This window comes from Hymenobacter canadensis (genome assembly GCF_027359925.1).
Taxonomy (GTDB): domain Bacteria; phylum Bacteroidota; class Bacteroidia; order Cytophagales; family Hymenobacteraceae; genus Hymenobacter; species Hymenobacter canadensis.
Genome location: NZ_CP114767.1, coordinates 20,407 through 46,316 on the forward strand (window position 1 = coordinate 20,407; position 25,910 = coordinate 46,316).

At 59.1% G+C, this 25,910-nt stretch carries 24 protein-coding genes; 21 read left to right on the plus strand and 3 right to left on the minus strand.

From position 1 onward, the window contains the following. Positions 1 to 8 precede the first annotated feature (8 nt). From O3303_RS00090 to O3303_RS00130, 9 genes are all read left to right on the plus strand, one after another. Entirely contained in the window at positions 9 to 1,241 is a 1,233-nt protein-coding gene (locus O3303_RS00090; RefSeq protein ID WP_269560035.1) for a glycosyltransferase family 4 protein, read from the plus strand. After that, positions 1,238 to 2,494, plus strand: a complete 1,257-nt coding sequence (locus O3303_RS00095) for a glycosyltransferase (protein ID WP_269560036.1) — start codon at positions 1,238 to 1,240, stop codon at positions 2,492 to 2,494. The genes O3303_RS00090 and O3303_RS00095 overlap by 4 nt, the downstream gene beginning before the upstream one ends. After that, positions 2,494 to 3,633 (plus strand): glycosyltransferase family 4 protein, encoded by a 1,140-nt coding sequence (locus O3303_RS00100; RefSeq protein WP_269560037.1) that lies wholly within the window; start codon positions 2,494 to 2,496, stop codon positions 3,631 to 3,633. Before O3303_RS00095 ends, O3303_RS00100 begins: the two co-directional genes overlap by 1 nt. Before the next feature lie 31 nt (positions 3,634 to 3,664). Continuing rightward, positions 3,665 to 4,645 carry an acyltransferase family protein gene (locus O3303_RS00105; protein ID WP_269560038.1) on the plus strand — a complete coding sequence of 327 codons (981 nt, stop codon included), beginning with the start codon at positions 3,665 to 3,667 and terminating at the stop codon, positions 4,643 to 4,645. A 377-nt stretch (positions 4,646 to 5,022) separates the two neighbouring features. Next, positions 5,023 to 5,727, plus strand: coding sequence for a WbqC family protein (locus O3303_RS00110; protein ID WP_269560039.1), 705 nt, complete (start codon positions 5,023 to 5,025; stop codon positions 5,725 to 5,727). Then, the gene (locus O3303_RS00115; RefSeq protein ID WP_269560040.1) at positions 5,724 to 6,653 is read left to right on the plus strand and encodes a glycosyltransferase family 2 protein; all 930 of its coding nucleotides are present in this window, start codon (positions 5,724 to 5,726) and stop codon (positions 6,651 to 6,653) included. Before O3303_RS00110 ends, O3303_RS00115 begins: the two co-directional genes overlap by 4 nt. Positions 6,654 to 6,662: 9 nt before the next feature. Further along, entirely contained in the window at positions 6,663 to 7,304 is a 642-nt protein-coding gene (locus tag O3303_RS00120; RefSeq protein WP_269560041.1) for a NeuD/PglB/VioB family sugar acetyltransferase, read from the plus strand. Positions 7,305 to 7,383: 79 nt separating this feature from the next. Next, positions 7,384 to 8,514 carry a dTDP-4-amino-4,6-dideoxygalactose transaminase gene (gene rffA / locus O3303_RS00125; RefSeq protein ID WP_269560042.1) on the plus strand — a complete coding sequence of 377 codons (1,131 nt, stop codon included), beginning with the start codon at positions 7,384 to 7,386 and terminating at the stop codon, positions 8,512 to 8,514. Positions 8,515 to 8,541: 27 nt separating this feature from the next. Next, positions 8,542 to 9,609 (plus strand): glycosyltransferase family 4 protein, encoded by a 1,068-nt coding sequence (locus tag O3303_RS00130; protein WP_269560043.1) that lies wholly within the window; start codon positions 8,542 to 8,544, stop codon positions 9,607 to 9,609. A 5-nt stretch (positions 9,610 to 9,614) separates the two neighbouring features. Here O3303_RS00130 and O3303_RS00135 read toward each other — a convergent pair whose 3' ends face one another. Both O3303_RS00135 and O3303_RS00140 read right to left on the minus strand, forming a co-directional pair. Beyond that, positions 9,615 to 10,961, minus strand: coding sequence for a hypothetical protein (locus O3303_RS00135; RefSeq protein ID WP_269560044.1), 1,347 nt, complete (start codon positions 10,959 to 10,961; stop codon positions 9,615 to 9,617). 10 nt (positions 10,962 to 10,971) lie between these two features. Next, positions 10,972 to 12,213, minus strand: a complete 1,242-nt coding sequence (locus O3303_RS00140) for a tetratricopeptide repeat protein (RefSeq protein ID WP_269560045.1) — start codon at positions 12,211 to 12,213, stop codon at positions 10,972 to 10,974. Positions 12,214 to 12,323: 110 nt separating this feature from the next. Between O3303_RS00140 and O3303_RS00145 the strand changes: the two genes are divergently transcribed. The 7 genes from O3303_RS00145 (at position 12,324) to dnaJ (ending at position 20,437) form a co-directional block, all read left to right on the plus strand. Continuing rightward, entirely contained in the window at positions 12,324 to 13,238 is a 915-nt protein-coding gene (locus O3303_RS00145; RefSeq protein WP_269560046.1) for a M20/M25/M40 family metallo-hydrolase, read from the plus strand. A gap of 225 nt (positions 13,239 to 13,463) precedes the next feature. Further along, positions 13,464 to 15,698, plus strand: coding sequence for a sodium-translocating pyrophosphatase (locus tag O3303_RS00150; RefSeq protein ID WP_269560047.1), 2,235 nt, complete (start codon positions 13,464 to 13,466; stop codon positions 15,696 to 15,698). A 203-nt stretch (positions 15,699 to 15,901) separates the two neighbouring features. Then, entirely contained in the window at positions 15,902 to 16,447 is a 546-nt protein-coding gene (gene hpt, locus O3303_RS00155) for a hypoxanthine phosphoribosyltransferase (protein WP_269560048.1), read from the plus strand. Positions 16,448 to 16,568: 121 nt separating this feature from the next. Further along, the gene (locus O3303_RS00160) at positions 16,569 to 17,192 is read left to right on the plus strand and encodes an adenylate kinase (RefSeq protein WP_269560049.1); all 624 of its coding nucleotides are present in this window, start codon (positions 16,569 to 16,571) and stop codon (positions 17,190 to 17,192) included. A 171-nt stretch (positions 17,193 to 17,363) separates the two neighbouring features. Beyond that, entirely contained in the window at positions 17,364 to 18,455 is a 1,092-nt protein-coding gene (obgE, locus tag O3303_RS00165; protein WP_269560050.1) for a GTPase ObgE, read from the plus strand. Between the two features lie 179 nt (positions 18,456 to 18,634). Beyond that, complete coding sequence (locus O3303_RS00170; RefSeq protein ID WP_269560051.1) at positions 18,635 to 19,201, plus strand: nucleotide exchange factor GrpE; 567 nt, start codon at positions 18,635 to 18,637, stop codon at positions 19,199 to 19,201. Positions 19,202 to 19,294: 93 nt separating this feature from the next. After that, positions 19,295 to 20,437: a molecular chaperone DnaJ gene (gene dnaJ / locus O3303_RS00175; protein ID WP_269560052.1), complete on the plus strand. Its 1,143-nt coding sequence runs from the start codon at positions 19,295 to 19,297 to the stop codon at positions 20,435 to 20,437. Positions 20,438 to 20,600: 163 nt separating this feature from the next. Here dnaJ and O3303_RS00180 read toward each other — a convergent pair whose 3' ends face one another. Continuing rightward, positions 20,601 to 21,002 (minus strand): hypothetical protein, encoded by a 402-nt coding sequence (locus tag O3303_RS00180; protein ID WP_269560053.1) that lies wholly within the window; start codon positions 21,000 to 21,002, stop codon positions 20,601 to 20,603. 73 nt (positions 21,003 to 21,075) lie between these two features. On the opposite strand from O3303_RS00180, the gene O3303_RS00185 reads away from it, so the two are divergent. From O3303_RS00185 to O3303_RS00205, 5 genes are all read left to right on the plus strand, one after another. Then, on the plus strand, positions 21,076 to 21,588 hold the full coding sequence (locus O3303_RS00185) for an RNA polymerase sigma factor (RefSeq protein WP_269560054.1): 513 nt from the start codon (positions 21,076 to 21,078) through the stop codon (positions 21,586 to 21,588). Continuing rightward, positions 21,588 to 22,214 (plus strand): hypothetical protein, encoded by a 627-nt coding sequence (locus O3303_RS00190; RefSeq protein WP_269560055.1) that lies wholly within the window; start codon positions 21,588 to 21,590, stop codon positions 22,212 to 22,214. Before O3303_RS00185 ends, O3303_RS00190 begins: the two co-directional genes overlap by 1 nt. Positions 22,215 to 22,330: 116 nt before the next feature. After that, positions 22,331 to 23,272 carry an ABC transporter ATP-binding protein gene (locus O3303_RS00195; protein ID WP_269560056.1) on the plus strand — a complete coding sequence of 314 codons (942 nt, stop codon included), beginning with the start codon at positions 22,331 to 22,333 and terminating at the stop codon, positions 23,270 to 23,272. Positions 23,273 to 23,427: 155 nt separating this feature from the next. Then, positions 23,428 to 24,789: an ABC transporter permease gene (locus O3303_RS00200; RefSeq protein WP_269560057.1), complete on the plus strand. Its 1,362-nt coding sequence runs from the start codon at positions 23,428 to 23,430 to the stop codon at positions 24,787 to 24,789. A gap of 116 nt (positions 24,790 to 24,905) precedes the next feature. Continuing rightward, the gene (locus O3303_RS00205) at positions 24,906 to 25,781 is read left to right on the plus strand and encodes a ChaN family lipoprotein (protein ID WP_269560058.1); all 876 of its coding nucleotides are present in this window, start codon (positions 24,906 to 24,908) and stop codon (positions 25,779 to 25,781) included. Positions 25,782 to 25,910: the final 129 nt, after the last annotated feature.

Here is a 25,910-nt window from a genome sequence, read left to right on the forward strand (position 1 = left end):
GATAAAAAATGAACATACTTGTTGCCGTTGAAGAGTTGCGCATCGGAGGCGCTCAGACATTTGCGCTACGGTTAGCGCAGGCCCTGCACGAGGCTGGTCACCGGGTGTACCTGTACGCTATGTACTGGCAATACACCGAGCACGATTTGGTGCAGCGCCTAGCTCCCAACGTGGAGCTGCTGGAGTACCGGCCGGCCTCAGCCGGGCTGGATACTTTGCTGCTCCGTACCGATGACTGGCTCCAGCGCCACGGCCGTGCCCTCAGCCTGCGCCGACCGGTGCTCCTGCGGCACCTGCGTCAGGTAGTGGCGGAGAAGCAGATTGATGTGGTCAGTAGCAACACGTTCAAGTGTGATGCCCTGCTGGCCGAGGCGTTGCAGCACTTCCCGCGTGTGCCGCTGGTTGTAACCATGCACGGCGACTACGAGCAGTTCCTGGCGTTCTACCAGCAGCGGCAGCAATACGTCATTCCCAACTACCGTTCAAAGCTGACCAGCACTATTGCCCGCATTAACGGTGTGGCGTACCTCTCGGAGCAGAATCTGGAGGCAGTACGCCTAAACCAAGGGGTGGCGGGCAACATCCGGTTACGCCAGATCTACAATGGTCTGGATGGCCGGATATCAGCCGAGGCCGGTAAGTACACGCGTCCGCAACTCGGTATAGCTCCCGGAGCGCTGGTGTTTGGTATGGTCGCGCGCGGAGTCCCGGAAAAAGGGTGGGAGCCGGTCATCCGGGCCTATCAGCGTCTGCGTGCTGAAATGAGCCGCCCAACCAACCTGTTGCTAGTGGGTGCCAGTCCGTTCCTGACGCAGCTCAGCGAGAAATATCAGGACGATGACAGTCTGCGGTTCCTAGGCTTCGTCAACAACCCCATCGACTGCGTAAGAAGCTTTGATGTAGGCATTCTTGCCTCTTCCCTCAAAGAAAGCCTGCCCAATTCTATTGCAGAATACCTGTTCTGTGGAAAGGCGGTGATATCGACGGATGTGGGCGAAATCCGGCAAATGATTCGCACCGATGCCGGCCAGGAAGCTGGAGTGCTGATTGAGTTTCCGCTGCAGGGCCTTGCCGATGAGGCATTGTTGTACCAGGCCATGCGCCGGTATGCTACTGATGCTCCGTTACTGGCACAGCATCAGCAATGGGCGCAGCGGGCCTTCGGTAAGTTTGATATGAAGCAGTGCATAGCGGCCTACACTCAGCTGTATCAGGACAGCATCAACATAGTAGCTTCATGAGTAAGTCTCAAGCACCCTCCCGCAATTTGCTCCTTCTGATTCCGAACCTGGGCCTGGGCGGGGCGCAGCGCGTCTTCCACGACCACAGCGTGGAACTGGCCAAGCACTACCAGGTGACGGAAGCCGTGTTCAACATGGAAGGCGGCAACATGTACCCCAGCGGCAACGAAATGCTGAGTCTGGGAGTGGACGGTGGCGGCAGTCCGGCCGACAAAATCCGCAACTTCGGACGCCGCATCGGGCGGCTGCGAGCCCTCAAGCGCCGCCTGCAGGCCGATGTGTGCGTGAGCCACCTAGAAGGGGCCGACTACGTAAACCTGCTCAGCAAGGGCTCCGAAAAAGTGGTGCTCTGCATCCACGGCTCCAAGCTACACGACGGTAACATTACCGGCTTAGTGGGCTGGTTGCGGAAGAAAGTGCTGATGCCCGGCCTCTACAACCGCGCCGATAAAATAGTAACGGTCAGCCGCGACATCAACCCAGAGCTGATTGAGGGTTTCGGGGTGAAGCCCGAGAAGCTGGTCACCATCAACAACTTCTTCGAGGTAGCCCAGATTGAGGCGAAGTCGCGGGAGCCTCTGACGGCCCAGGAGAAGGCGGTGTATAACGCCGCGCCGGTACTCGTGACATCGGGCCGCCTGACTATCCAGAAAAATCAGGCGCCGCTGCTCGACTCATTTGTGGCGCTGATTAAGCGCCGGCCGGCCAAACTGTTGTTTGTGGGCGACGGAGAGCTGCGCGATGACCTTACCCGCCACGCCCGTAAGCTGGGCCTGCGCGTGTATGAGGCGTGGAACCAAGATGCACTAACGCCCGACTACGATGTGTATTTTCTGGGGCTGCAGCAGAACCCATTCAAGTACATTCGGCCGGCGGCGCTGTTTGTGTTTCCCTCGGCCTGGGAAGGTTTCCCGATGGCGCTGGGCGAGGCCATGATTTGCGGCGTGCCGGCCGTAACTACCGACTGCCCCACCGGCCCCCGCGAAATTCTGGCGCCCAACACGACCACGCCGGCCAGTGGTATTCGGGCGGCCGAGAAGGCCGAGTTTGGCATGCTGATGCCCATGCTCAACCAACCCGCAACCTTGGCGGCCGATCAGCGGATATGGACCGAAACGCTCTATCAATTGCTTGGTGATGCTGAGGAGCGGCAGCGACTGGGGCAGTTGGCCAGCCAGCGAATGCAGGACTTCACCCGCGAAAAAATCTTCAGTCAGTGGGTGAGCATGCTTGATGACGTACTTGCAAAATAATGCCGGATTCCACCACCAAACCCATCATCCTCATCGCCGATAACTCTACGGCCGTAACCGGGGCGCTAATGGCTATGCGCAACGCCACTGACCAGCTGCGGCAGCAGTATGAGTTTGTGTACGTGCTGCCCAGCGGGAGCAAGGGCCGCGGCGTGCTGGAAGAGTCCGGCTACCAGGTGCATGAGCTGCCCTTTGTGGAAATCAGCAAACGAGTGCGGAGCCTGTTACTGTACGGGCCGATGCTGCTGCTCAACGGCTGGCGGCTGGCCGGGCTGGTACGCCGGGAGCGGGCCGTGCTGGTACACATGAACGACTTCTATAACCTGACGGGCGTGCTGGCGCGGCTGCTCACGGGCCGGCCGCTGGTGACGCACGTGCGGTTTCTGCCTCACACGCAGATGCAGCCGCTGGCCCGCACCTGGCGCTGGGTGGCCGAGCACTTGGCGCAGCGCGTGATATGCGTTTCTCAGGCTGTATATTCGTATTTTCAGCCGCTGCCGCACATCAGCGTCATTTTCGATCCGGTGCCGGAAAGCGAGAAATATCCGCCCACCGACCTCACTCCCCGGCCCGATGGCAGCGTGCGGGTGTTGTTTCTGGGCAACTACATTCCCGGTAAAGGCCAGAATTTCGCCGTGGAAGCCTTTAAAACCGCGTATGCGCAGCAACCTAACCTGCGGCTGCACTTTGCCGGCGGGGATATGGGGCTGGAGAAAAACCGCGCGTATCGGCGACAGCTGGAAACGGCCGTAGCCGCCGCTGGCTTGCTGGAAGTCGTGACGTTCGGCAGTTTCGTGCAGGATGTGGAAGCGGCCATCAAACAGGCCGATATCGTGCTGAACTTCTCCGAGTCGGAATCCTTTTCGCTCACCTGCCTCGATGCGCTGTACTTCGGAACACCCCTAATTGCCACCGACTGCGGCGGCCCCGCCGAGCTGTTCGAATCGGGCCGCTCCGGTCTGCTGGTACCCAACCGCGACGTGCCCACCATGACGCAGGCTTTGCTGCAACTGGCCGCCGATGCCGGGTTGCGTCAGCAGTTTGCCGCCGCTGGCCGGGAATTCGTGCGCCACAAGTTCCGGCCGGCATCCAGCTACGAGCAGCTCGGCCAGCTATACGCCGGGGTTATGGGGAAATAAAGCGTGTAACCTTGTCATCAGGTAAAAGAATATGTCAGAACGTAATTACACAATCGACGCTTTTCGTTTGCTAGGAGCATTATCAGTTGTTGCTTTGCATGTTCCGTACGGAGACATGAACAACTCATTGGTATTGGGTATCCGAATGTGGGGTAGATGGGCAGTTCCATTCTTTTTCCTTCTGAGCGGCTACTTTTTTGAGCAAAACTATGCCAAGATAGGTGACATGCAGTTCGCTAAGACAATCAGAAATTTGCTCTCTATATTCATAGTTGCTAATGCGATTTATATTGTGAGTTATTTTTTTACGGGAGAAAAAAATATTTACAACTTGGCAGACTTTCATAACCTTGATAATGGAGTGGCAGGGCATCTATGGTTTATTGGATCCATGGTATTTGCCTACGTAGTATTTGTATACGTATTGAAAAAAATTGATGTAAAATATTATATACTAATTGCGCTTATACTGTATAGTGGTTTGCTGTATTGTGATGCGTATTCTAAGCTTTTTTACGTAAAAGCAGATCATGATCTGGTTAGATACATTATTTCTGTACCTTTTATATTGGCCGGCTATTACGTATCGAAGTTTTCAGTGTTGGAAAAATATAGTAATAAGTATTTGTATTTTGCGCTGGTATTTCTAGGATTACTAATTCAGGCGGCTGAGTTTATTGGTTTGTATAAGCTCAGTGGATATGGTCCACATGGTCAAGAATTTGTATTTGGGAGTGCTATTTTTGCATTTGGCATGTTTGGCCTGGCATTTAGTATTAAAAACGATGTTGACAATGTGTTTTCTTCTCTGGGTAGAAAATATTCTCTTCTGATATATCTGTACCATCCTCTTGTCAACGTGTTCCTGTTTGCGTTTTGGAAACCCCGTGAGCTAGGCGGGCGGTTTCTCTACATAACCAATCCGGTTATTAGTTTTCTGCTGTGTGTATCCTTATTTGTGCTCTTGGATAAGGTTGCTCCCAAGGTAGTTAAAGTGCTTAATGGAGGGTAAAACACTGTCTTTATAACGGTCTGACCAGCGGTACTACCGCCTTTGAGTAGATAGTTATCCCGTATCAAATCAGGTACTAGATGCCAAATTAGGTACTGCAGTTGAAGATGGAAAATGTCGTTTCCGTCCTATTGCTGCCCAATAGAGATATGTATGCCATGACTCAAGCCATATCGGTATTAACCGCTAATGAAAGTTTGTACACTGGTTTCGCCGCTACCGGCCGAAAATTCGTGCGGCATAAGTTCCGGGCGGCGAATACATACGAGCAGTTGGGGGCAGCTGTATAAGCAGCTTACAGTGGGTAGTTCAGCGCATCGGTATCCGACCGGCAACCCCTTGCCGAACTGCGGACAGCTTTCAAAAAATGCTCTGATATGATCAAACGTGTTGCTATCCTGCAGTCCAACTACATTCCCTGGAAAGGCTACTTCGATCTGCTGAACAGTGTCGACGACTTCATCTTCTATGATGAAGTGCAGTACACCAAAAATGACTGGCGCAACCGCAACCGCATCAAAACCGCGCAGGGCGTGCAGTGGCTGACTATGCCTGTGCGGCAGGAAAGGCTGGCCCAGACCATCAGTGAAACCGAGGTTTCTGACCCCGCCTGGCGCGCACGGCACTGGCGCACGCTGGCGCAGGCGTACGCGCGGTCTCCGCACTTTGAGCAGTATCGCCCTGAGTTGGAGAAGCTGTATGCCGTGGATGAAACGCGGCTCAGCGTTATCAACCAGCGCTTTATTCGGGCCATCCAAGGATGGTTGGGGAGCGAAACCCGGCTGCACTCAGCGGCTGATTTTACCGTGGATGGTGACCGGACGGCACGGCTGGTGCAGCTGGTGCAGGCAGTGGGTGGCACCGAGTACGTGTCGGGTCCGGCGGCCAGCGCGTATCTTGATGCCGACCAGTTTGCCCGGGCGGGCATAGACCTTACCTGGATGAGCTACGAAGGATACCCCGAATACCCCCAGCTGCACGGCCCGTTTGAGCACCGCGTGAGCGTGCTGGACCTGCTGCTGAACACGGGGCCTGAGGCGGCGCGCTACATGCTGTCCTTCCCAAACCACACGGCCCTATGATGCCCGACTACTCAGTGGTGGTGCCCGTGTACCAGGGGCAGGAGACGTTGCGGCCGCTGGCGCTGCAGCTCCGACAGTTTTTCGAAGCGCACGGCTACTCCTACGAGCTGATCTTCGTGCACGACTACGGGCCCGATAAATCGTGGAGTGTAGTCCGGGAACTGCGGCAGGAGCTGGGCGCTGAGGTAATGCGGGCGGTACGGCTGGCCCGCAACTTCGGGCAGCACAACGCGCTACTCTGCGGTTTTCGGCACGCGCGCGGCCGGTTTTTTATCACCCTCGACGAAGACCTGCAGCACGCCCCGGCCGATATAGCGCTGCTCATCGGGCGGCAGCAGGAAGCCGACTATGACGTGGTGTATGGCTGCTACGAAGCACGCCGCCATGCAGGGTGGCGCAACCTGTCGTCGGGGCTGCTGCGGCGGTTGCTGCGCGCCGGCATTCCCGATCTGCACCCCGACTACTCGCCCTTCCGGCTGCTGAAGGCCAGCGTGGGCCGGCACTGCCTGGAAATGCGTAACTCCTACACGTTTCTGGATGGCTACCTGACCTGGGTAACGGCGCACGTGGGCAGCGTGCCGGTATCGCACGGGCCGCGGGCTGGCGGCCAGAGTGCCTATACCTTGCGGAAGCTGCTGCGGCACTCGCTCAACATCTTCATCACCTTCTCCGATGCCCCGGTGCGGCTGCTCACCTACGCCTCGGTGCTGGTTTTTCTGCTGACTACGTTCTATTCGGGCTATATTCTACTGCGCAAGCTGCTCTACAACGATTTGCTGCCGGGTTTTGCCTCGCTGATCATTGCCATTGGCTTCGGGGTGGGCCTGCTGCTGCTGGGCATGGGGATCTTAGGGGAGTACATTCATCAAATCAACCTCAAAACCACGCGCCGCCCCAATTTCGTGGAGGCCGAAACGCTGGATTAGCCTGCCTGTATGCCCGACTCTACTTCCCGCATTGCCCTGATAGGTGCTGGCGCGCTGGGCCGGCAGATGGCGCAGCACCTGCGGCAGCAGGGGAGGAGCGTGGCGGGCTTTTTTGATGATACGTGCCCTGTCGGTGCCACCGCCGAAGGGCCGGTGCTGGGGCCGCTGGCGGCGGTGGCGGCAGAATATGCGGCCGGCCGTTTCGATGAGCTGCTGCTCGGCGTTGGCTACCGGCACATGGCGCGGCGGCAGCAGGTGTTTGAGAAGTTGCAGGCGGCTGGCATTCCATTCGGGCAGTTCGTCCATCCCAGTGCGTACGTCGACCCAAGCGTAGAGCTGGGGCCGGGCGTGTTCATCTCGCCGGGCTGCGTGCTCGACCTGAACGTGGTGCTGGAGGCCAATGTGCTGCTTTATACGGGCTGTGTGGTGGCCCACGACACACGGATAGGTGCCCACAGCCTGCTGGCGCCCGGCGTACAACTCGCCGGACGTGTGCAGGTGGGCGCCCGGTGCTTTCTGGGGATTGGTACCACGGTCATCGACTCGCTTGAACTCGGCGACGATGTGCGCACGGGCGGCGGCAGCGTGGTGACGCGCAGTCTGCCGGAAACGGGTACCTACGTGGGAGTGCCGGCCCGGCTGCTGCGTTAGTACCGCTGGTGGGTTGTGCTCATGCCCGCCTCCTACAAGCTTCATCCTGCTAGCTTTGTGGTTTGCGCCCAGGCCTGCTATGCTCCCGTTCAATAAACCCTACTTCGTCGGTACCGAAACCCGCTACATTGAGGAAGCAGTGCGCTCGGGTAAGATTTCCGGCGACGGAATGTTCACGCGGCGTTGCGAAGCCTGGTTTGCGCAACACCTGGGCGCGGCGCGGGCCCTGCTCACTACTTCCTGCACCGATGCGCTAGAGCTGGCGGCGCTACTGCTCGACATCAGGCCCGGCGACGAAGTGCTGCTGCCCAGCTTCACGTTCTCGTCAACTGCCAACGCCTTTGTGCTGCGCGGCGCCCGACTCGTTTTCGTGGATTGCGCCCCCGACTCACCGGCGCTGGATGTGGCGGCGCTGGCGGCGCTGGTGACGTCCCGCACCCGCGCCATCGTGCCGGTGCACTACGCCGGCACTGCCTGCGACATAGGTACCGTGTTGGCCGTTGCGGCGCAACATGGCTTAGCCGTGGTGGAAGATGCCGCGCAGGCCATCAGCAGCACTTATCAGGGCCGGCCGCTGGGTTCATTAGGCGCGCTGGGGGCATTTTCCTTCCACGAAACCAAGAACATTACGGCCGGCGGGGAAGGGGGCCTGCTGGCCATCAACGACCCGCTGCTGGTAAGCCGGGCCGAGATTTTGCGGGAGAAGGGCACCAACCGGGCGGCCTTCTTCCGGGGCGAAACCGATAAGTACAGCTGGGTAGATGTGGGCTCGTCGTTTCTGCCGGCCGATATTAACGCGGCGTATCTATGGGCGCAGCTGGAGGCACTGGATTTCATTCAGGCCCGGCGCTGTGCTATCTGGCAGCGCTACCACGCGGCGCTGCAGCCGTTGGCGGCACTTGGCATAGAACTGCCCGCCCAGCCTGCTTACGGCAGCAACAACGGACACCTGTATTACTTCGTCTGCCGTTCTCTGGCTGAACGCACCGCCCTGCTGGCCCACCTGAAAGCCTTAGGTATCGCCGCCGTCTTCCACTATCAGCCCCTGCACCGCAGCCCCTACTACGCCACGCGCCACGACGGCCGGCCGCTGCCCCGCGCAGATCGGTATGCGGATTGTCTGGTTCGGCTACCTTTGTACGTGGAACTGGCGGAAGCCGAGCAGCAGCGCATCGTGCGGGAAGTGCTGGCTTTCTACCGTCTGCGGTAGCGTCCGGTTTTTCAGAGCCTTTTTTCTATGCGCATCCTTTTCATCGTGCCCTATCCGCCGGGCCGGGCCCCGTCTCAGCGTTTTCGGTTCGAGCAATATCTTCCCCTGCTCACGCAGGCAGGACATTCCTACCGGCTGGCACCGTTTATTTCGGAGGATACCTGGGCGATTCTTTACAAGCCGGGCCAAGCCGTGGCCAAATCCGTCGGTATTCTGGCCGGGTTTCTCCGCCGGTTCATTTTGCTGCTCTCGGTGTCGGCCTACGACTACGTTTTTATTCACCGCGAGGCTTCGCCCATCGGACCACCAGTATTCGAGTGGCTGATTGCGAAGGTGCTAGGAAAGAAAATCATCTACGACTTCGACGACGCTATCTGGATTCCAAATACCTCTGAGGCCAATAAGGTGGTAGCCGGCGTGAAGTGGCACCACAAAGTGGGCAGCATTTGCCGCTGGGCCTACAAAATCAGCTGCGGCAACGTTTATCTGCGCGACTATGCCCGGCAGTTCAACCCCAATGCCGTTGTCAACCCCACCACAATTGACACGGTCAACCTGCACAACCGCGTGCGCGACCAGAAGGCGCCCGGCCGCCTGGTAATCGGCTGGACGGGCACGCACTCCACGCTCAAGTATTTGGAGCAGGTGGTGCCGGTGCTGGCTGAGCTGGAGCAGCAATATGATTTTGAGTTTCGCGTGATTTCCAACCAACCGCCCGAGCTGCCGCTTCGCTCACTCAACTTTCAGCCCTGGCGCAAGGACACGGAAATTGAAGACCTAGCCGGGCTGCACATCGGCCTGATGCCGCTGGAAGACGACCCGTGGGCGAAAGGCAAGTGTGCATTCAAAGCGCTGCAGTACATGGCGCTGGGCATCCCGGCCCTAGTGTCGCCGGTAGGCATGAACACCGAAGTGGTGCAGCCCGGCGTGAACGGGTACGTCTGCACTACGGCTGCCGACTGGCGCCAAGCACTGGAAACGCTGATGCAAGACCCGGAACTACGAATCAAGCTTGGAGAGCAGGCCCGGGCTACTATCGTGGAACGCTACTCAGTGATGGCCAACGAGCAGAATTTCCTGAACCTGTTTTCGTAACACGCCTAAGCAGCCCGCAACCGGCCGGCAACACGGCCTTTTTTCTGACCGGCCCCACTCACATCTTGCAGGATGTACAGGGCGCCTACATAGAACGGAATCAGCGGAATCTTGTAACGTACCAGCGTACCGAAGTTGTTGGAGATGATTCCGACGGAGGCGCCAAATACCAAAGCGAACACGAAACTGAGCACCAGAACCGGGGTTTTGGCAATGCTGCCAAAGAACCGCCCGACTCCTACCCGAAAGAGGATGCGCAAGGTAAAACCGAGGAAAAACGTGGCTTCCAATGCTGACAGAAGCATAACCGGGTTGCGCGCTTCCCACAGAAACGGTCGGAATAACGCCACGATGATGGCCTGTGGCGCTAGTTTTACCATGCCCCCAATGGTGCCGTCTTGCTCGCCCAGCGTATAAGCAGAACCTTCTTCCTTTACAGAAACCTGATACAGATAGTCGGCGGTGATTTTACTTTTCTCCCCAATCTTATCAACGTCATAGCTGTCGTTGCCCTCGGTCAGGTTGCTCATGGCAAATACAGCCACTACAGCGCCGATACCCAGTAGGAAGGGCTTAGCAATCATGCGGAGGGCCGCGTTTTTGATTTTCTGACTATTCTCGTTGAATACCCAGATTAGCGCCGGCGGTAAGAAAGACAGCAGAATATATACTTTCGTGGCGTAGAGCAGATAAGCCGCCAGAAATCCAACAATCAGGGATTTTAGAATGCGCTTCTTCTGGATGGCTCCCTGGTAAAAAGCATAAAAAACCCACCCCAGCGCTCCCAGGCACAGCGAATCCTTCATCAGGCCCGAGCCCCAGAAGAACACGGAGGGAATGAAGAAGACCGCAATAGCCAACTGCTTGTATACCTGCGGCCGAATCTTGGCGAAGGTCATGAACATGGCCCACATGCCGCTGAAGCTGATGCAGGCAAAGAACATCCCGACCACCGTGTAGGTGTTGAAACACAACAGGCCCAGCACGGCTGCAAACCGGGCTACCACCAACTCTGTAGAGCCGGGTATCCACCAGTACATGCGGGAAGTGTATTTCGTCAACTCCGGTAGCCGCTCTCCGTCACTAGTTAATAGTTTCAGACCTACGGAAAAAGAGTCGCCAAACGCCTCATACATGAGGCTGGAGTGCGTGAAGTAGTTGAACGTATCGCCGCCGCCGTAATAGAATTGAAAAATCAGGCCGAAGGCAATGGCGCCGAACAGCTTCAGGGACAGCGCTGGGATAAAGTATTGCCGGGTGTAGATGTTCGTGACCTGTCCGCGGATGGCAAATGCCACTGCGTAGATAAGCCCTAAATAGAAGGGCGTTAGAAACAGGTCTCTGAGTTCCATGCGCGCTGGGCTACTTCTTGTACTTCTTCAAAAATGCCTTCGACTCCCGGTACTGGTCGGATTTCTTGTCGGCAATATTCTCCACAACGGCATAGTAGCGGCGCGCGGTTCCCAGATCCTTCTCCTTCTCGGCAATGCGGGCCAGGTTGTAGTTGGCATGCAGATAAAAACCGCCGTTGGCTTCGTCGGTGCTTTCCGCGAATACGATGCAGCGCTGGTAGTAGTCTTTGGCCTTGGTGAAGTCTTTATAGCGGTTCTGCATCAGCCAGCCCAGGAAGTAGGTGGCGTAGCGCCCACTGATGCCTTCATAGCCCGGCAGGCCCTGGTTGAGCTTGCTGAGAATCTCCAGGCTCACCCGTTCACTTTCCCGGAACTCGCCCATGTTGAAGGCCAGCAACGCGTAGAAGCGCTGGAAATAGCCGTTATCGGGGTAGGTGGAGGCTAGGTCGCGGGCGATGGGCATTGCCGCTGTGGGGTTGTTTTCCTCATTATTGAGGATGCGCATCAGGAATACTTTCGCTTCCGGCCCCACATAAAAGCCGTTGTCGGCCACGCTGCGCAGCTGTTGCAATCCCACCTGCTTACTACCCTTAGGGAATAGCAGCAGCACGGGCTTAAGCAGCGGGTAGTTGTCTGGAATCCAAACGGAGTAATAATTGAATAGCGCTTGCCCAAACAGGAATTCGGGGCTCAGGCCGTTGGCTTCCTTGCTTATTTCCAGGTACTTCAGGGCCCGTTTGGCGCTGACCGTGGCCCGGGGCCAGTTGCTGCGCTCGGCGTTGAGGCGGCTGTCAAACCCGTAGGCGGCGGCCAGGAAGAAACAGGCTTCGTAGTTTTTTTTGTCGGCATCGTAAAGCGCCTCTGCCTTGGTGATGGACGAATCCATGTAGGCAAAAAAGAGCTTGTCGTACTGCTTGGTCTTGATATTGGTCGGGACGATTTTCCACCACTGGCTCAGGCCCAGCAGAAAGTAGGGCATCGGGTGCTGCGGGTAGCGGCGGCGCAGGGAGCGGAACTGCTTTTCGGCCCGGTCGTACTTGCAGTTGTAGAGGTTCTGCACGGCCCCTTCCAACTCGGTCTGGATATCCTTGTCGAGTAGCAGCCAACCTTTGGTATCGACGGCGTTAGGCAGCACATCCACATTCTCGGTCTGGATGTTCCGGATGGGCGTACGCGTGGTATCCGGCTGTTGGGCGCTGGCCAGCAGGGGCAGCAGCAAAAACAACAGGATAAATCGGAGGCGAAGGATCATAGAGTCGGCGGCTTGCGGGTGCGGCCGGGCGCAGAGCCCGAAGCGCACCGCCCATCGGAAGGGCTAAAGTATGGCTTTTATCCTAGTTTTGGACAAATAACAGGTCAATCATGGAGCTTTTAAGGACCCTCTGCCAGATTCCGGCCCCTTCCGGAAACGAAGCCGCCCTCACGCAATTTTTGCTGAACTACATCCAGACGGCCAGCCCCGGCTGGCAGGTGCAGCCCACCGTACTGGCCGGCGAACAATGGCAGGATTGTATTATCCTGGTTTTCGGCAAGCCGCGCACCGCCGTCTTTGCGCATGTGGATAGCATCGGCTTTACCGTACGCTACGGCCGCCAACTGGTTCGGATTGGCGGGCCGGTGCTGGACGAAGGCATTCGACTGGTGGGGCGGGATTCGCAAGGAGAAATCGACTGCACGTTGGGAAGTGATGAACAAACCGGGCAGCCCACGTATGAGTTCACCCGCGACATCGACCGGGGCACGGAGCTCACCTATTACTGCGACTTCCGCGAAACGGATACGACCATCCAAAGCTGCTACCTCGATAACCGCCTCGGGGTCTGGAATGCGCTGCGGCTGTGCGAAACTCTGAAGGATGGCATCATCGTGTTCAGCTGCTGGGAGGAGCACGGCGGCGGGTCGGTGGCCTATCTGGCCAAGCACATTTACGAAACCTACGGCGTGCGGCAGGCCCTGATTTCCGACATCACCTGGGTGACGGAAGGCGTACACGCCGGCCAAGGCGTGGCTATTTCGCTGCGCGACTCCCTAATTCCGCGCCGCAGCTACGTGGAGCGTATCCGGCGCATTGCGGAGGCGGCCGGTATTCCGCATCAGCTGGAGGTAGAAGGCAGCGGCGGCTCCGACGCCAAGGAGCTGCAGCACGGCGCCCAGCCTTGGGACTGGTGCTTTATCGGAGCCCCCGAAGACAACGTGCACTCGCCCGAAGAAATCGTGGATAAGCGCGACATTACCAGCATGCTGGCGCTGTATCAGGAGCTGATGCGGCAGCTGTAGCCGCACGCTAAACCAACCTGAATTCCGCGCTGGAAAGCCGCTCCCCGACTACGGGAGCGGCTTTCTGCATTTCAAGAATAGCCGAAAAGACATGTAGCTGCCAGTCAGCGGATAAATAAGCAGCCCGCATTTGCGAAGGGCAGGTTGAGGATTAGGCAATAAATTCTATTTTACCCTCCTAATTGTCTCATTCCCAACCAAACTCCCACTTCTTACCCCCGCTCTATGATGACTGTTCTCTACGCAGTGCCCGCGTTGGGTGTGCTGGCCTTACTTTACACGTGGGTCCGGTCGGGCTGGGTGAGCCGCCAGGATGCCGGCGACGAGCGGATGCGCACCATTGCCGGCTACATTGCCGACGGCGCCATTGCCTTCCTGAAAGCCGAATACCGCGTGATGGCCATCTTCGGCCTGATTGCCTCCGCGTTTCTGTTTTACCTGGGCAGCACCGGCGAAAAGTCCAGCCCCGTCATCGTCATTGCCTTCCTGATTGGCGCCGTTTTCTCGGCGCTGGCCGGCTTCATCGGGATGAAGATTGCCACCAAGGCCAACGTGCGTACAGCCCAGGCTGCCCGCACCAGCCTGAGCCAGGCCCTGAACGTGTCGTTTTCGGGCGGCTCGGTGATGGGCATGGGCGTGGCCGGCCTGGCGGTGCTGGGGCTGGGCTCGTTGTTTATCGTGTTCTATCAGCTGTTTGTGGTGAGCAAGGGCGGCAGCGCCAATGGCATTGAAATGGAAACCGCGCTGGAAGTGCTGACCGGCTTCTCGCTTGGGGCCGAAAGCATTGCCCTGTTTGCCCGGGTGGGCGGCGGTATCTACACCAAAGCCGCCGACGTGGGCGCTGACCTCGTGGGCAAGGTGGAAGCCGGCATCCCCGAAGACGACCCCCGCAACCCCGCCACCATCGCCGACAACGTGGGTGACAACGTGGGCGACGTAGCCGGCATGGGTGCCGACCTGTTCGGCTCCTACGTGGCTACCATTCTGGCGACCATGGTGCTGGGTCGCGAGGTAGTCGCCACCGGTGACCAGTTTCAGGGGCTTTCCCCGATTCTGCTGCCGATGGTGATTGCCGGTATGGGCATTATTGCCTCGCTGGTCGGGATTCTGTGCGTGCGGGTGAAGGAAGGCGGCAACGTGCAGGCCGCCCTCAACCTGGGCAACTACGTGTCGGTGGTGGTGTCGGGCATTGCCTCGTACTTCATCATCCGCTGGATGCTGCCCACCGAGTCGCTCGTGATTCGGGGCGTCACGTTTAGTGCCATGCAGGTATTCTATGCTGTGGTAGTAGGTTTGATTGTGGGCACGCTGATGAGTATTATCACCGAGTATTACACGGCCATGGGCAAGCGGCCGGTGCTCAGCATCGTGCACCAAAGCTCTACTGGCCACGCCACTACCGTTATCGGCGGGCTGGCCGTGGGCATGGAAAGTACGGTGCTCCCGATACTCGTGCTGGCAGCGGGCATCGTGCTCAGTTACGAGTGCGCTGGCCTCTACGGCGTAGCCATTGCGGCGGCCGGCATGATGGCCACCACCGCCATGCAGCTGGCCATCGACGCCTTCGGCCCTATTGCCGACAACGCCGGCGGCATTGCCGAAATGAGCGAGCTGCCCAAGGAAGTGCGTGAGCGGACCGACATTCTCGACGCTGTAGGTAACACCACGGCCGCTACCGGCAAAGGCTTTGCCATTGCCTCGGCCGCCCTTACTTCGCTGGCTTTGTTTGCGGCCTTCATGGGCACGGCCAACATCACCTCCATCGACATCAGCAATGCCCGCGTGCTGGCTGGGTTGTTCGTGGGCGCCATGATCCCGTTCATCTTCTCGGCGCTGGCTATTTCGGCGGTGGGACGTGCGGCCATGGCCATGGTGCAGGAGGTGCGCCGGCAGTTTCGGGAGATTCCGGGCATTATGGAAGGCACCGGCCGGCCCGAGTACGAGAAGTGTGTAGCAATCAGCACCCAGGCCGCCATCCGCGAAATGATGCTGCCAGGGGCCATTGCGTTGGTGGTGCCCGTGATTGTGGGCTTCGCCTTCGGGCCGGAGGTGCTGGGCGGCACGCTGGCCGGTGTCACGGTGAGCGGCGTGCTGATGGCCATGTTCCAGAGTAACGCCGGTGGCGCCTGGGACAACGCCAAGAAGAGCTTCGAGAAGGGCGTGATGATTGACGGCGTGATGCAGTACAAAGGCTCCGACGCCCACAAAGCCTCCGTCACCGGCGACACCGTCGGCGACCCGTTCAAGGATACGTCCGGCCCCAGCATGAACATCCTCATCAAGCTCATGAGCATCGTGAGCCTGGTAATTGCCCCGCACATTGCTGCCCCGGACCGGGGCGTGGCGCCTGCCCACCTGGTGCCCCGTACCGAGCTGGATGTGCGGCCCAAGGTGCGCTTTGCCGACGTGACCGACCATGCCGCCGAAGCCGTGTTCGTACTGCTGCGCAAGCAGCTGTAGGATGTTGATAGTCAGGTGTTGTTTGTCAGTTCTCGGTGAGTTTGAAAGGCATTGACACCCAACAGCTGCAACCCAACAACTGACAACTAACAACTGCCAACTGACCACACTTCACTCGTCTCAAGCCGCCTTCCTTCACCAGGGGGGCGGCTTTTTTCTACTACATTTGCCTGCCCGCTCACCCACGGCCTAACCCCAAACGGATGAATCCGGACCATATTTCGCTGCACGACAAGCAGTTTGAACCCTACCTGCCGGCGCAGCAGCTGGCCGCCAGCATTCAGCAGCTGGCCACTCAACTCAACCACGACTACGCCGGCAAAACGCCGCTGCTGATAGCCGTGCTCAACGGCTCGTTCATGTTCGCCTCCGACCTGATGAAGGCGCTGGCCATTGAGTGCGAGATTTCCTTTATCCGCGTGGCCTCGTACCAGGGCACCAGCAGCACTGGCACCGTGCAGGAAGTGCTGGGCCTGACCGAAGAAATCCGGGGCCGCCACGTCATCATCGTCGAAGACATCGTGGATACGGGCCACACCATGCGCCGTCTGCTCGACACGCTGGGCGCCCGCGAGCCGGCTTCGCTGGAAGTAGCTACGCTGTTTCTGAAGCCTGAATGCCTGCAGCACGAACTGCCTATCCGCTACGTGGGCCTAAGTATTCCCAATGATTTCATTGTCGGCTATGGTCTTGATTTCGACGGACTGGGCCGCAATTATCCGGACGTGTACAAGGCCGTAGGCAGCTGAGTTGGCCCGCGGACGCAGCTAAAATTCGCTGGCGCCCGTAGAGGCTTTCCTATTCGTTGCCTATATTTCAGAAACACGCCCACTTTTCCTTTCCTCCGCGTAACACTTCGCTCCCCAACTCATGCTGAATCTCGTGCTCTTCGGCCCGCCCGGCGCCGGTAAAGGAACGCAAAGCCAGAAGCTGATTGCCCGCTATAATCTGGTGCACCTCTCCACCGGCGATTTGCTCCGTGCCCAGATTTCCCAGGGCACTGAACTCGGCCTGCGTGCCAAAAAACTCATGGATGAAGGCCTGCTCGTGCCCGACGAAGTGGTAATCGGCATGATCGACAGCGCCCTGCAAAGCAACAAGCAGGCTGCCGGCTTCATCTTCGACGGCTTCCCGCGCACGGTGCCCCAAGCCGAAAGCCTCGACCGCCTGCTGGCGGAGCACGAAACCAAGGTGTCGTGCATGGTGGCACTGGAAGTGGCTGAGGAAGAGCTGGTAGCGCGCCTGCTGGAGCGCGGCAAAACCTCCGGCCGCCCCGACGACCAGGACGAAACCAAAATCCGCAAGCGCGTGACGGTCTACAACACCGAAACCGCCCAGGTGGCCGGCTACTACGCCTCGCAGCAGAAATTCCATGCCCTCAACGGCATCGGCGCCATCGAAGACATCTTCGGGCAGGTCTGCGGCATCATCGAGAAGCACCAGCCCGCCGCCCCGGAAAGCAGCCATCAGGCAACCGACGAAGTAAAAGCGTAACTTTGCGCCTGCTACCCGCTTGGGGTAGTGGCAGAACCATCTGTCATCCTGTGTATTTCGCCCCTGCGGCGGAATGTGCAGGATGACAGCTGTTTTACAGACATCCTGGAATTGAGAAGTAAGAATGGAAATGATTCTTAATTTTTAATTCTCAATTTTTAATTGAAAAAAGTGGCTTCCAATAATTTCATCGACTACGTCAAAATCAACTGTCGCTCGGGTAAAGGCGGGGCGGGTTCGCACCACTTTTTCCGCGCCAAAGGCCTGCCCAACGGCGGCCCCGATGGTGGCGACGGCGGCCGCGGCGGCCACATCATCCTGGAAGGCAGCTCCCAGCTTTGGACGCTGTTGCACCTACAGTACCGCAAGCACCTGATTGCCAAAGCTGGCGAAGGCGGGGGCGAAAACCTGCGCAGCGGTGCTCAGGGCGAAGACATCATTATTCAGGTGCCGCTCGGCACGGTAGCCCGCGACGCCGAAACCGGCGAGAAGAAGCTGGAGATTACGGAGGAAGGCCAGCGCCTGATCCTGACGCCCGGCGGCCGCGGCGGCTGGGGCAACGACCACTTCAAGTCGGCTACCAACCAGGCCCCGGCCTACGCCCAGCCCGGCGAGCCCGGCATCGACGAGTGGGTGATTCTGGAGCTGAAGCTGCTGGCCGACGTGGGCCTTGTGGGCTTCCCGAATGCTGGCAAAAGCACGCTGCTTTCCGTAGTATCGGCGGCCAAGCCGAAGATTGCCGATTACGCCTTCACCACCCTTACACCCAACCTTGGCGTGGTGGCCTACCGCGACTACAAGTCGTTTGTGATGGCCGATATTCCGGGCATCATTGAGGGCGCGGCCGAGGGCAAAGGCCTGGGCACGCGCTTCCTGCGCCACATTGAGCGCAACTCCATCCTGCTGTTCATGATCAGCTGCGACTCGCCGGACATCAACGCCGAGTACGAAGTGCTGCTCAGCGAGCTGGAGCAGTTCAACCCCGAGCTGCTGGAAAAACAGCGCCTGCTGGCCATCACCAAGTCGGATATGCTGGACGAGGAGCTGGAGGCGGAAATCCGGGCCACGCTGCCCACTGATCTGCCGACGGTATTCATTTCCAGCCTGGCCAACAAGAACATCCAGCCGCTGAAAGACCTGATCTGGGAAGCGCTGCAGCAGAACCGCGCCGCCACGGCCGCCGCCGCGCCCCCGCGCCAGAGCCAGGAAGAAGACGCTGAAGAGCCAGAGGCCGACCAGCAAACCGAACAGGAGCAGGAGTAGCCGCCGGGGCCCGGGCTGCCAGTTCTTCTCCCCGATAACCGGATGTGTCTGAACTAACTGCCTGGGCACACGGGTTTCTGTGCCACAATGACAGCCGCCCGGGCTTTGGCAAACTCCTTGCGACCCGCAATCCGCCTATGTCCTCCCGATTCAACCCATTCCGACGATTTAAAGCGAAGATGGCTGACGATAAAACCAACCAACCCGACGATACCCAATTCGACCATGCCGCCGGCGAGCTAACCCAAGAGCCTAACGCTCCCGAAGTAGGGGAGGTAGAAGGCACTGAAGCTGCCGCGCCCGGCTCGAAAACCGAAGCTGAGCTGGCCGACCTGAAGGACAAATACCTGCGCCTGGCTGCCGAGTTTGAGAACTACAAGCGCCGCACCACCAAGGAGCGCGCCGACCTGTTCAAGACGGCTAACCAGGAACTGATGACGGCCCTGCTGCCCGTACTCGACGATTTCGACCGGGCCCGCCACCACACCAAGGACACCGACGATGCCAACGCCGTGCGCGAAAGCATCGACATTATCCATAACAAGCTGCAGAAAACCCTCAACCAGAAGGGCCTGACGCCGATGGAAACCAAAGGCGGCGCGTTCGACCCCGATCTGCACGAGGCCATCACCCAGATTCCGGCCCCGTCGGACGACCTGAAAGGGAAGATTGTGGACGAAGTGGAGCGGGGCTACTACCTCGGCGACAAGGTAATCCGGCACGCCAAAGTGGTGCTGGGCGCTTAGTATTGGGTACTAAGTATTGAGTAGTGAGACACGTTGCTGTTGAACTGCCCGGTACAGATCTCAATACTCAATACCAAATACTCAATACCAAAGATGGCAGCGAAGCGAGATTATTACGAGGTGCTGGGCGTAGCCAAAAACGCAGCCGCGGATGAGATAAAGAAGGCCTACCGTAAGGTAGCCATCAAATATCACCCCGATAAAAACCCCGACGACCCGACGTCCGAAGACAAGTTCAAGGAAGCCGCCGAGGCTTACGAAGTGCTGTCGGATGCCAACAAAAAGGCCCGATACGACCAGTACGGCCATCAGGGCATGGGCGGCAACGGTGGCGGCCCGAACATGGAGGACATCTTCTCCCAGTTCGGCGACATCTTCGGCGGGGGCGGCGGCTTCGAGGGCTTCTTTGGCGGCGGTGGCCGCGGCCAGGGCGGGCGGCGCGTGCGCAAAGGCTCCAACCTGCGCATCAAGCTGAAGCTGGACCTGGAGGAAGTGGCCAACGGCGTCGAGAAGAAGATCAAGGTGAAGCGCTACGTGGCCTGCAACACCTGCTCGGGCACCGGCGCCAAAAACGGCACCGACCTCAAAACCTGCGGCACCTGCAACGGCCAGGGCCAGGTGAAGCGCGTGGTGAACACCATGCTCGGCCAGATGGTAAGCGCCTCTACCTGCCCCACCTGCGAAGGCGAAGGTAAAGTAGTGACCAGCAAGTGCGACGTCTGCCAAGGCGACGGCCGCCAGCTACACGAGGAAGTTATTCCGATCAACATTCCGGCCGGCGTAGCCGAGGGCATGCAGCTGAGCATGAACGGCAAAGGCAACTTCCCGGAGCGCGGCGGCGTGCCCGGCGACCTGCTCATTCAGATTGAGGAGGAGCCGCACGAGTCGCTGAAGCGCGACGGCAACAACATCATGTTCGAGCAGTACATCTCGTTCGTGGATGCCGCGCTGGGGGCCAGCATCGAGGTGCCCACTATTGAGGGCAAAGTGAAGATTAAGGTGGATGCCGGCACGCAGCCCGGCAAAATCCTGCGTCTGCGCGGCAAGGGCATCAAGGACATCAACGGCTACGGCCGCGGCGACCAGCTGATTCATCTCAGTGTTTGGACGCCCAAGAACGTGACCGGCGAAGAGCGGGAGCTGCTGGAAAAGCTGCGCAACGCCCAGAATTTCACCCCGAACCCCGGCAAAAACGAGAAAGGCTTCTTCGAGAAGGTGAAGGAGTACTTCCAGTAATCACGGATTTAACCGGATTAGTCGGATTTCACGGATTTTGTAGACGATTGGGCGCCTGCTTCCTTTTGGGGAGGCAGGCGCTTTTTTTGATGTGGAGGATAAGAGGTGGAGCTGATTTTTCTGTATCCTGAAAATAAGCTCCAAACCAGCGGCGCACTACAGGCTAACGGGTGCTGGCAGCGGCGGGCTGAGCTTGTTTGGCGGCCCGGTTGGCCCTGGATTTAAGGTAAACGAAAACGAGGGACAGGACTAGCATCGCGCAGGCAGCCCAGAACGCCCATCGGCGGCGCTGAGCCTGACCCAGTAGCAGCAGCCCCAAACTCAGGCAGGTCCACAGGCCGGCCGCCAGATAGTCCTGGGAAAACAACTTCAGCAAAGCCATCAGCAGAAAGATGCCCGGGACCAATAGGGCGCCCAGGTTGCGCAGTTTAGAGGGTTCGGGGTTGGGGGATGCAGCCATATTGGAAGTGAGGTGAACGAAGGGAAGTGCTGCCCCGAAATTGCAGGATTGGTTGGCAACTGCTACAAGATATTGTGATTGGATGCCGTTTTTTGCCGCAGACAAAGTAAAGAAATGTGCGGGTAGCCTGTAATGCTGCGGCCCGGCTGCCGATATAGTAGCTGAAACCGCTGCCCGCATGAGCCCCGCTGCACCCTCTACTGCCTTTGTTGCTGTTGTGAATGAGTACCAGCCGCTGCTGCGGCGCGTGTGCCGGCTGTACTGCCAGGACGCCGATGACCGGCAGGACCTGTTCCAGGAAATAGTGCTGCAGCTCTGGCGGGCCTGGCCCAACTACGTGCCGCAGGCCGGGGCCCGGCTCAGTACCTGGCTCTACCGCATTGCCCTGAACGTAGCCATTAGCAACCTGCGCCAGCGCACCCGCCGCCCGCAGCCGCTGCGCCTGGAGGCAGAGGCGCTGCAGTTGGCGCAGGAAACCGAGCCGCCCAACTACGAGCCCGAAGAAATGGCGGCCCTGTACCGGGCCATCAACCGACTTTCTGATGTAGACAAGGCCTTTGTACTGCTGTATCTGGAAGAACGCACCTACGAGGAAATGGCCGACATCCTCGGCATCACCCAAAACAACGTGCGCGTGAAAATGCACCGCGTGCAGGACAAGATTCGCCAACACCTTACCCGCCCCGTCTGATGGAACTCGATGACTTTCGCCGCCAATGGAAGCAGCCGGTCGCCGCTGATTTCCCGGCCGATTTGCTGGATGCCGACGCGCTGACCCAGCTGCTGGCCCGCGGCCCCAGCAACCCGGTAAGCAAGATGCAGCGCAACGCCCGCGTGGAAATGGCGCTGACGGCCGGGCTGATGCTGCTGCCGTTCGCAGCTATGCGGCTCAACAAGCCGGTTACCGTATTCTGGGCAGTACTGATGCTGCTGTTGGGGGCCGGGCAGCTGTATTACTACTACTACAAACTGGGCGTGCTGCGCCGCATGGCTACCGTGGAAGGCAACGTGCGCGACCACCTGCGCAAGCTGTGCCTGGAGCTGCGCCGGCTACTGCGCTTTCTCTACCGCGTCACGCTGGTGACGGGGCCGGTGACGCTGGCGCTGCTGTTTGGGTCAGAAGTGTATCAGGAGATGGGCCGGCCGGGGGGCGCGCGGGTGGCGCTGCTGGCGATTGTGGCGGGGGTATTGGTGGTATTGGGCTTCCTGCTGCAGTTGGCCCTGATCCGGGGCACGCGCCTATACCTGCAACGCCTCTACGGCCAGCACCTCGACCGGCTGGAAGCCAGCCTGCGCGAGCTGGAGGATACGGAGTAACCCCGTTTGGGCGCTGTTTCTGCCTGTTCGGGTAGCTGAAACCACCGCTTGAGAGAAGTTGAAGCAGCTTCTGTATCGGATTCGTGTAATATTACGGCACCACAAACCTTTCTTCCATGCCTCCCATTCTGCAAGCCATTGACGTGCGCAAGGCCTACGCCGCGCACACCGCCCTCGACGGCGTAAGCCTCGACATCCCGGAGCGCAGCATCTTCGGGCTGCTGGGGCCCAACGGCGCCGGCAAAACCTCGCTCATCCGCATCATCACTCAGATTACGGCTGCTGATTCCGGCGAAATCCGCATCCGGGGCGAGAAGCTCAACCCCAGCCACATCGGTCAGATTGGCTACCTGCCCGAGGAGCGCGGCCTCTACAAGAAGATGAAGGTGGGCGAGCAACTGCTGTACCTGGCCCGCCTCAAAGGCCTGAGCCGCGCCGACGCCACCCAGCGCATCAAAAGCTGGCTCGACCGCCTGGAGCTCAAGTCCTGGGCCGAGAAGAACGTGGAAGACCTCAGCAAGGGCATGCAGCAAAAGGTGCAGTTCATTGCCACGGTGCTGCACGAGCCCGAAATCATCATCCTGGATGAGCCGTTTTCGGGCTTCGACCCCATCAACGCCAACCTCATCAAAGACGAGATTCTGGCTTTGCGCGAGAAAGGCGCTACTATCATTTTCAGCACCCACCGCATGGAATCGGTGGAGGAGCTCTGTGACAACATTGCCCTGATCAACCGCAGCCGAAAAGTGCTTGACGGTACCGTGCGCGACATCAAGAACACCTTCCGCACCCAGACCTATGAGGTGGAAGGCCGCGGCCGGCTCATGGTCACGCACCCCGATTTTGAAGTGCTGGAGCACAAGGAGCGCGAAAACGGCCACTTCTACGACGTCATCAAGCTGCACGCCGGCACCTCGCCCAATGACCTGCTGCGCTACCTTATCGGCAACGTGGAGGTGCACGCCTTCCGCGAGCTGATTCCGAGCATCAACGACATCTTCATTCGGCGGGTGCGGGAAACTATGCCCGAAACGCTGATGGAAGAAGCCTCGGCTTAACCGAGTGTCTTTTACCTCACAGAACGTCATTCCGAGCGGAGGCGCAGCCGAAGCCGAGGAATCTCGCCCGTGTAGCAATCAATATTTCCACAACGTCAGCACGCGAGAAGCTTCGGCTTCGCCTCTGCATGATGTTCCCAAATCTTCAACTCCCCATGGATAAAATATTTCTCGTTTTCCAGCGCGAATACCTGTCGCGGGTGCGCAAGAAAAGCTTCATTATCATGTCGCTGATCGGGCCGCTGCTGACGGTGGCGCTGTTTGCGGTGCCCGTGTTCATTGCCAAGATGTCGGACAGCGGCAAGACCGTGGTGGTGGCCGATGGCGGCAACCTGTTTGCCGGAAAGCTGCCCGAGGCCAAGGACGATATCCGGTTTGTGGCGACCACGCCCGACCTGGCCCAGGCCAAAGCCGAGTTCAAGAAAAGCAAGCACGACGCCCTGCTCTACATTCCGAAGCAGGACCTGGCCAATCCCGGCGGCTTTCAGGTGTTTTCGCGCAAGGGCCTGGGCGTGTCGCTGGAGCGCGACATCAACCGCGCCGTGTCGCTGCAGATTGAAAACCAGCGCCTCACGGCCTCCGGCATCGACCGCGCCACGCTTGACAAGCTCAAGGCCGACGTGAGCTTGGAGACGGTGAGTTTGAGCGACGACGGTGAGAAAAGCTCCAGCACCGGCGTCAGCACGGGCGTGGCCTACGCCTGTGGCTTCCTGATTTACATATTCATCTTCATGTACGGCGTGCAGATTATGCGCGGCGTAATGGAGGAGAAAACCAGCCGCATCGTGGAAGTGGTCATTTCCTCGGTGAAGCCTTTCCAGCTGATGATGGGCAAGGTGCTAGGCATTGCGGCCGTGGGCTTCACGCAGCTGGCGCTGTGGGTGCTGCTTTCCGTGGGCATCAGCTCGGTAATGGCGCGCTCCGTCAGCCCCGAGAAGATGGTGGAAGACCGGGTGAGCCGTACTACGGCCATGGCTTCGGGTTCGGCCACGGCCACGGTCAGCACCGATACGCCGCAGGAAAAAGCCGCCAAGAAAGACACCAACGTAGCCGCCAAGATGACGGCCGCTCTGCGCGCCGCCGACCTGAACGTGCCGCTGATTGTGGGCTGCTTCCTGTTTTATTTTCTGGGTGGCTACCTGTTCTACGGGGCGCTGTTCGGGGCCATCGGGGCGGCCGTCGACAACGACACCGACACCCAGCAGTTTATGCTACCCGTGACCATGCCGCTGGTGCTCACCTTCGTGGTGTCGCAGGCAATCCTCACCACCAACCCCAACGGCTCGGTGGCCGTCTGGATGTCGATGATTCCGCTTACCTCGCCCATTGCCATGGTCATGCGCCTGCCGTTCGGGGGCGTGCCGGCCTGGCAGCTGGCCACCTCGATGGTGCTGCTGGTGCTGGGCTTCATCTTCACCACCTGGCTGGCCGCCCGCATCTACCGCGTGGGCATTCTGATGTACGGCAAGAAAGTCAACTACCGCGAGCTGTCGAAGTGGATGTTCTATAAAGGCTAGCACAACACTGCGCCCTCTGCGAAAACACGGCGTCCTCTGCGGGCTAAAATCGTAGCAACGACTTAGCCCGCAGAGGACGCCGTGTTTTCGTAGAGGGCGCAGTGTATCTTCGTGCTATGCGTATCTCGTTTCTCTCGTTTGTTCTGCTGATGCTCAGCTTCGCCGTGCACGCCCAGGATCGGCCCGCTTACCGCCTGTTCACGGCCGCCGGCAAGCCCGCCGGCTACGACAAGATGCTCAAGGAGCTGGCCGCTGCCGACGTGGTGTTCTTCGGCGAGCAGCACAACGATCCCATGGCCCACTGGCTGGCGCTGCAGCTCACCAAAGACCTGCTGCGCCTGCGCCAGGGCCAGCTGGTGCTGGGCCTGGAAATGTTTGAGCGCGACGTGCAGCCGCTGGTAGACCAGTACACCACCGGCGAGCTGGACGACAAAGCCTTCGAGGCCGATAGCCGCCCCTGGCCCAACTACACCACCGACTACAAGCCGCTGCTGCTGCTGGCGCGCCAGCAGAAATTCCGGGTGGTGGGCACCAACGTGCCGCGCCGCTACGCCTCGCAGGTAGCCAAAGGCAGCCTGACGGCCCTGGAGGCGTTGCCCGCCGAAGAGAAGGCCTGGCTTGCGCCCTTGCCGATGACGGTGGACTACGAGCTGCCCGGCTATAAGAACATGGCCAAGATGTTCGGCGGCGACGCGGCCCACGCGGCCGGCGTGCAGAACATCATTCAGGCTCAGGCCCTCAAGGATGCCACCATGGCCCACTTCCTGCAGCAGGCCCGCCCCGCCGGCCACCTGCTGCTCCACGTCAACGGTGCCTACCACTCCGACAACCACGACGGTATTCTGGCCTACCTGCGCCAGCAGAACCCGCAGCTGAAGGTGCTCACCCTCAGCACCGTCTCGCAGGCCAGCCTCGACAAGCTCGACAAGGAGAATCAGCAGAAAGCCGATTTCGTGCTGGTAGTGCCCGAGGACATGACCAAGACGTATTAACTGTTGACAGCACAAAGGAACGTCATTCCGAGTGTAGCGAGGAATCTCGCGTGCTGACGTTGCAATGCCAACCAGATAGCAGCACGCGAGATTCCTCGCTGCACTCGGAATAACACAGCGTACTAGACC

Bases quoted from the DNA above. Each gene is read 5' to 3' on its own strand.
- O3303_RS00150 (WP_269560047.1), top strand. From the start codon at position 13,464: ATGATGACTGTTCTCTACGCAGTGCCCGCGTTGGGTGTGCTGGCCTTA.
- O3303_RS00095 (WP_269560036.1), top strand. From the start codon at position 1,238: ATGAGTAAGTCTCAAGCACCCTCCCGCAATTTGCTCCTTCTGATTCCG.
- hpt (WP_269560048.1), top strand. From the start codon at position 15,902: ATGAATCCGGACCATATTTCGCTGCACGACAAGCAGTTTGAACCCTAC.
- O3303_RS00120 (WP_269560041.1), top strand. From the start codon at position 6,663: ATGCCCGACTCTACTTCCCGCATTGCCCTGATAGGTGCTGGCGCGCTG.
- O3303_RS00140 (WP_269560045.1), bottom strand. From the start codon at position 12,213: ATGATCCTTCGCCTCCGATTTATCCTGTTGTTTTTGCTGCTGCCCCTG.
- O3303_RS00090 (WP_269560035.1), top strand. From the start codon at position 9: ATGAACATACTTGTTGCCGTTGAAGAGTTGCGCATCGGAGGCGCTCAG.
- O3303_RS00100 (WP_269560037.1), top strand. From the start codon at position 2,494: ATGCCGGATTCCACCACCAAACCCATCATCCTCATCGCCGATAACTCT.
- O3303_RS00205 (WP_269560058.1), top strand. From the start codon at position 24,906: ATGCGTATCTCGTTTCTCTCGTTTGTTCTGCTGATGCTCAGCTTCGCC.
- dnaJ (WP_269560052.1), top strand. From the start codon at position 19,295: ATGGCAGCGAAGCGAGATTATTACGAGGTGCTGGGCGTAGCCAAAAAC.
- O3303_RS00145 (WP_269560046.1), top strand. From the start codon at position 12,324: ATGGAGCTTTTAAGGACCCTCTGCCAGATTCCGGCCCCTTCCGGAAAC.
- rffA (WP_269560042.1), top strand. From the start codon at position 7,384: ATGCTCCCGTTCAATAAACCCTACTTCGTCGGTACCGAAACCCGCTAC.
- O3303_RS00110 (WP_269560039.1), top strand. From the start codon at position 5,023: ATGATCAAACGTGTTGCTATCCTGCAGTCCAACTACATTCCCTGGAAA.
- O3303_RS00200 (WP_269560057.1), top strand. From the start codon at position 23,428: ATGGATAAAATATTTCTCGTTTTCCAGCGCGAATACCTGTCGCGGGTG.
- O3303_RS00135 (WP_269560044.1), bottom strand. From the start codon at position 10,961: ATGGAACTCAGAGACCTGTTTCTAACGCCCTTCTATTTAGGGCTTATC.
- O3303_RS00105 (WP_269560038.1), top strand. From the start codon at position 3,665: ATGTCAGAACGTAATTACACAATCGACGCTTTTCGTTTGCTAGGAGCA.
- O3303_RS00190 (WP_269560055.1), top strand. From the start codon at position 21,588: ATGGAACTCGATGACTTTCGCCGCCAATGGAAGCAGCCGGTCGCCGCT.
- O3303_RS00130 (WP_269560043.1), top strand. From the start codon at position 8,542: ATGCGCATCCTTTTCATCGTGCCCTATCCGCCGGGCCGGGCCCCGTCT.
- O3303_RS00185 (WP_269560054.1), top strand. From the start codon at position 21,076: ATGAGCCCCGCTGCACCCTCTACTGCCTTTGTTGCTGTTGTGAATGAG.
- O3303_RS00115 (WP_269560040.1), top strand. From the start codon at position 5,724: ATGATGCCCGACTACTCAGTGGTGGTGCCCGTGTACCAGGGGCAGGAG.
- O3303_RS00160 (WP_269560049.1), top strand. From the start codon at position 16,569: ATGCTGAATCTCGTGCTCTTCGGCCCGCCCGGCGCCGGTAAAGGAACG.
- O3303_RS00170 (WP_269560051.1), top strand. From the start codon at position 18,635: ATGGCTGACGATAAAACCAACCAACCCGACGATACCCAATTCGACCAT.
- O3303_RS00195 (WP_269560056.1), top strand. From the start codon at position 22,331: ATGCCTCCCATTCTGCAAGCCATTGACGTGCGCAAGGCCTACGCCGCG.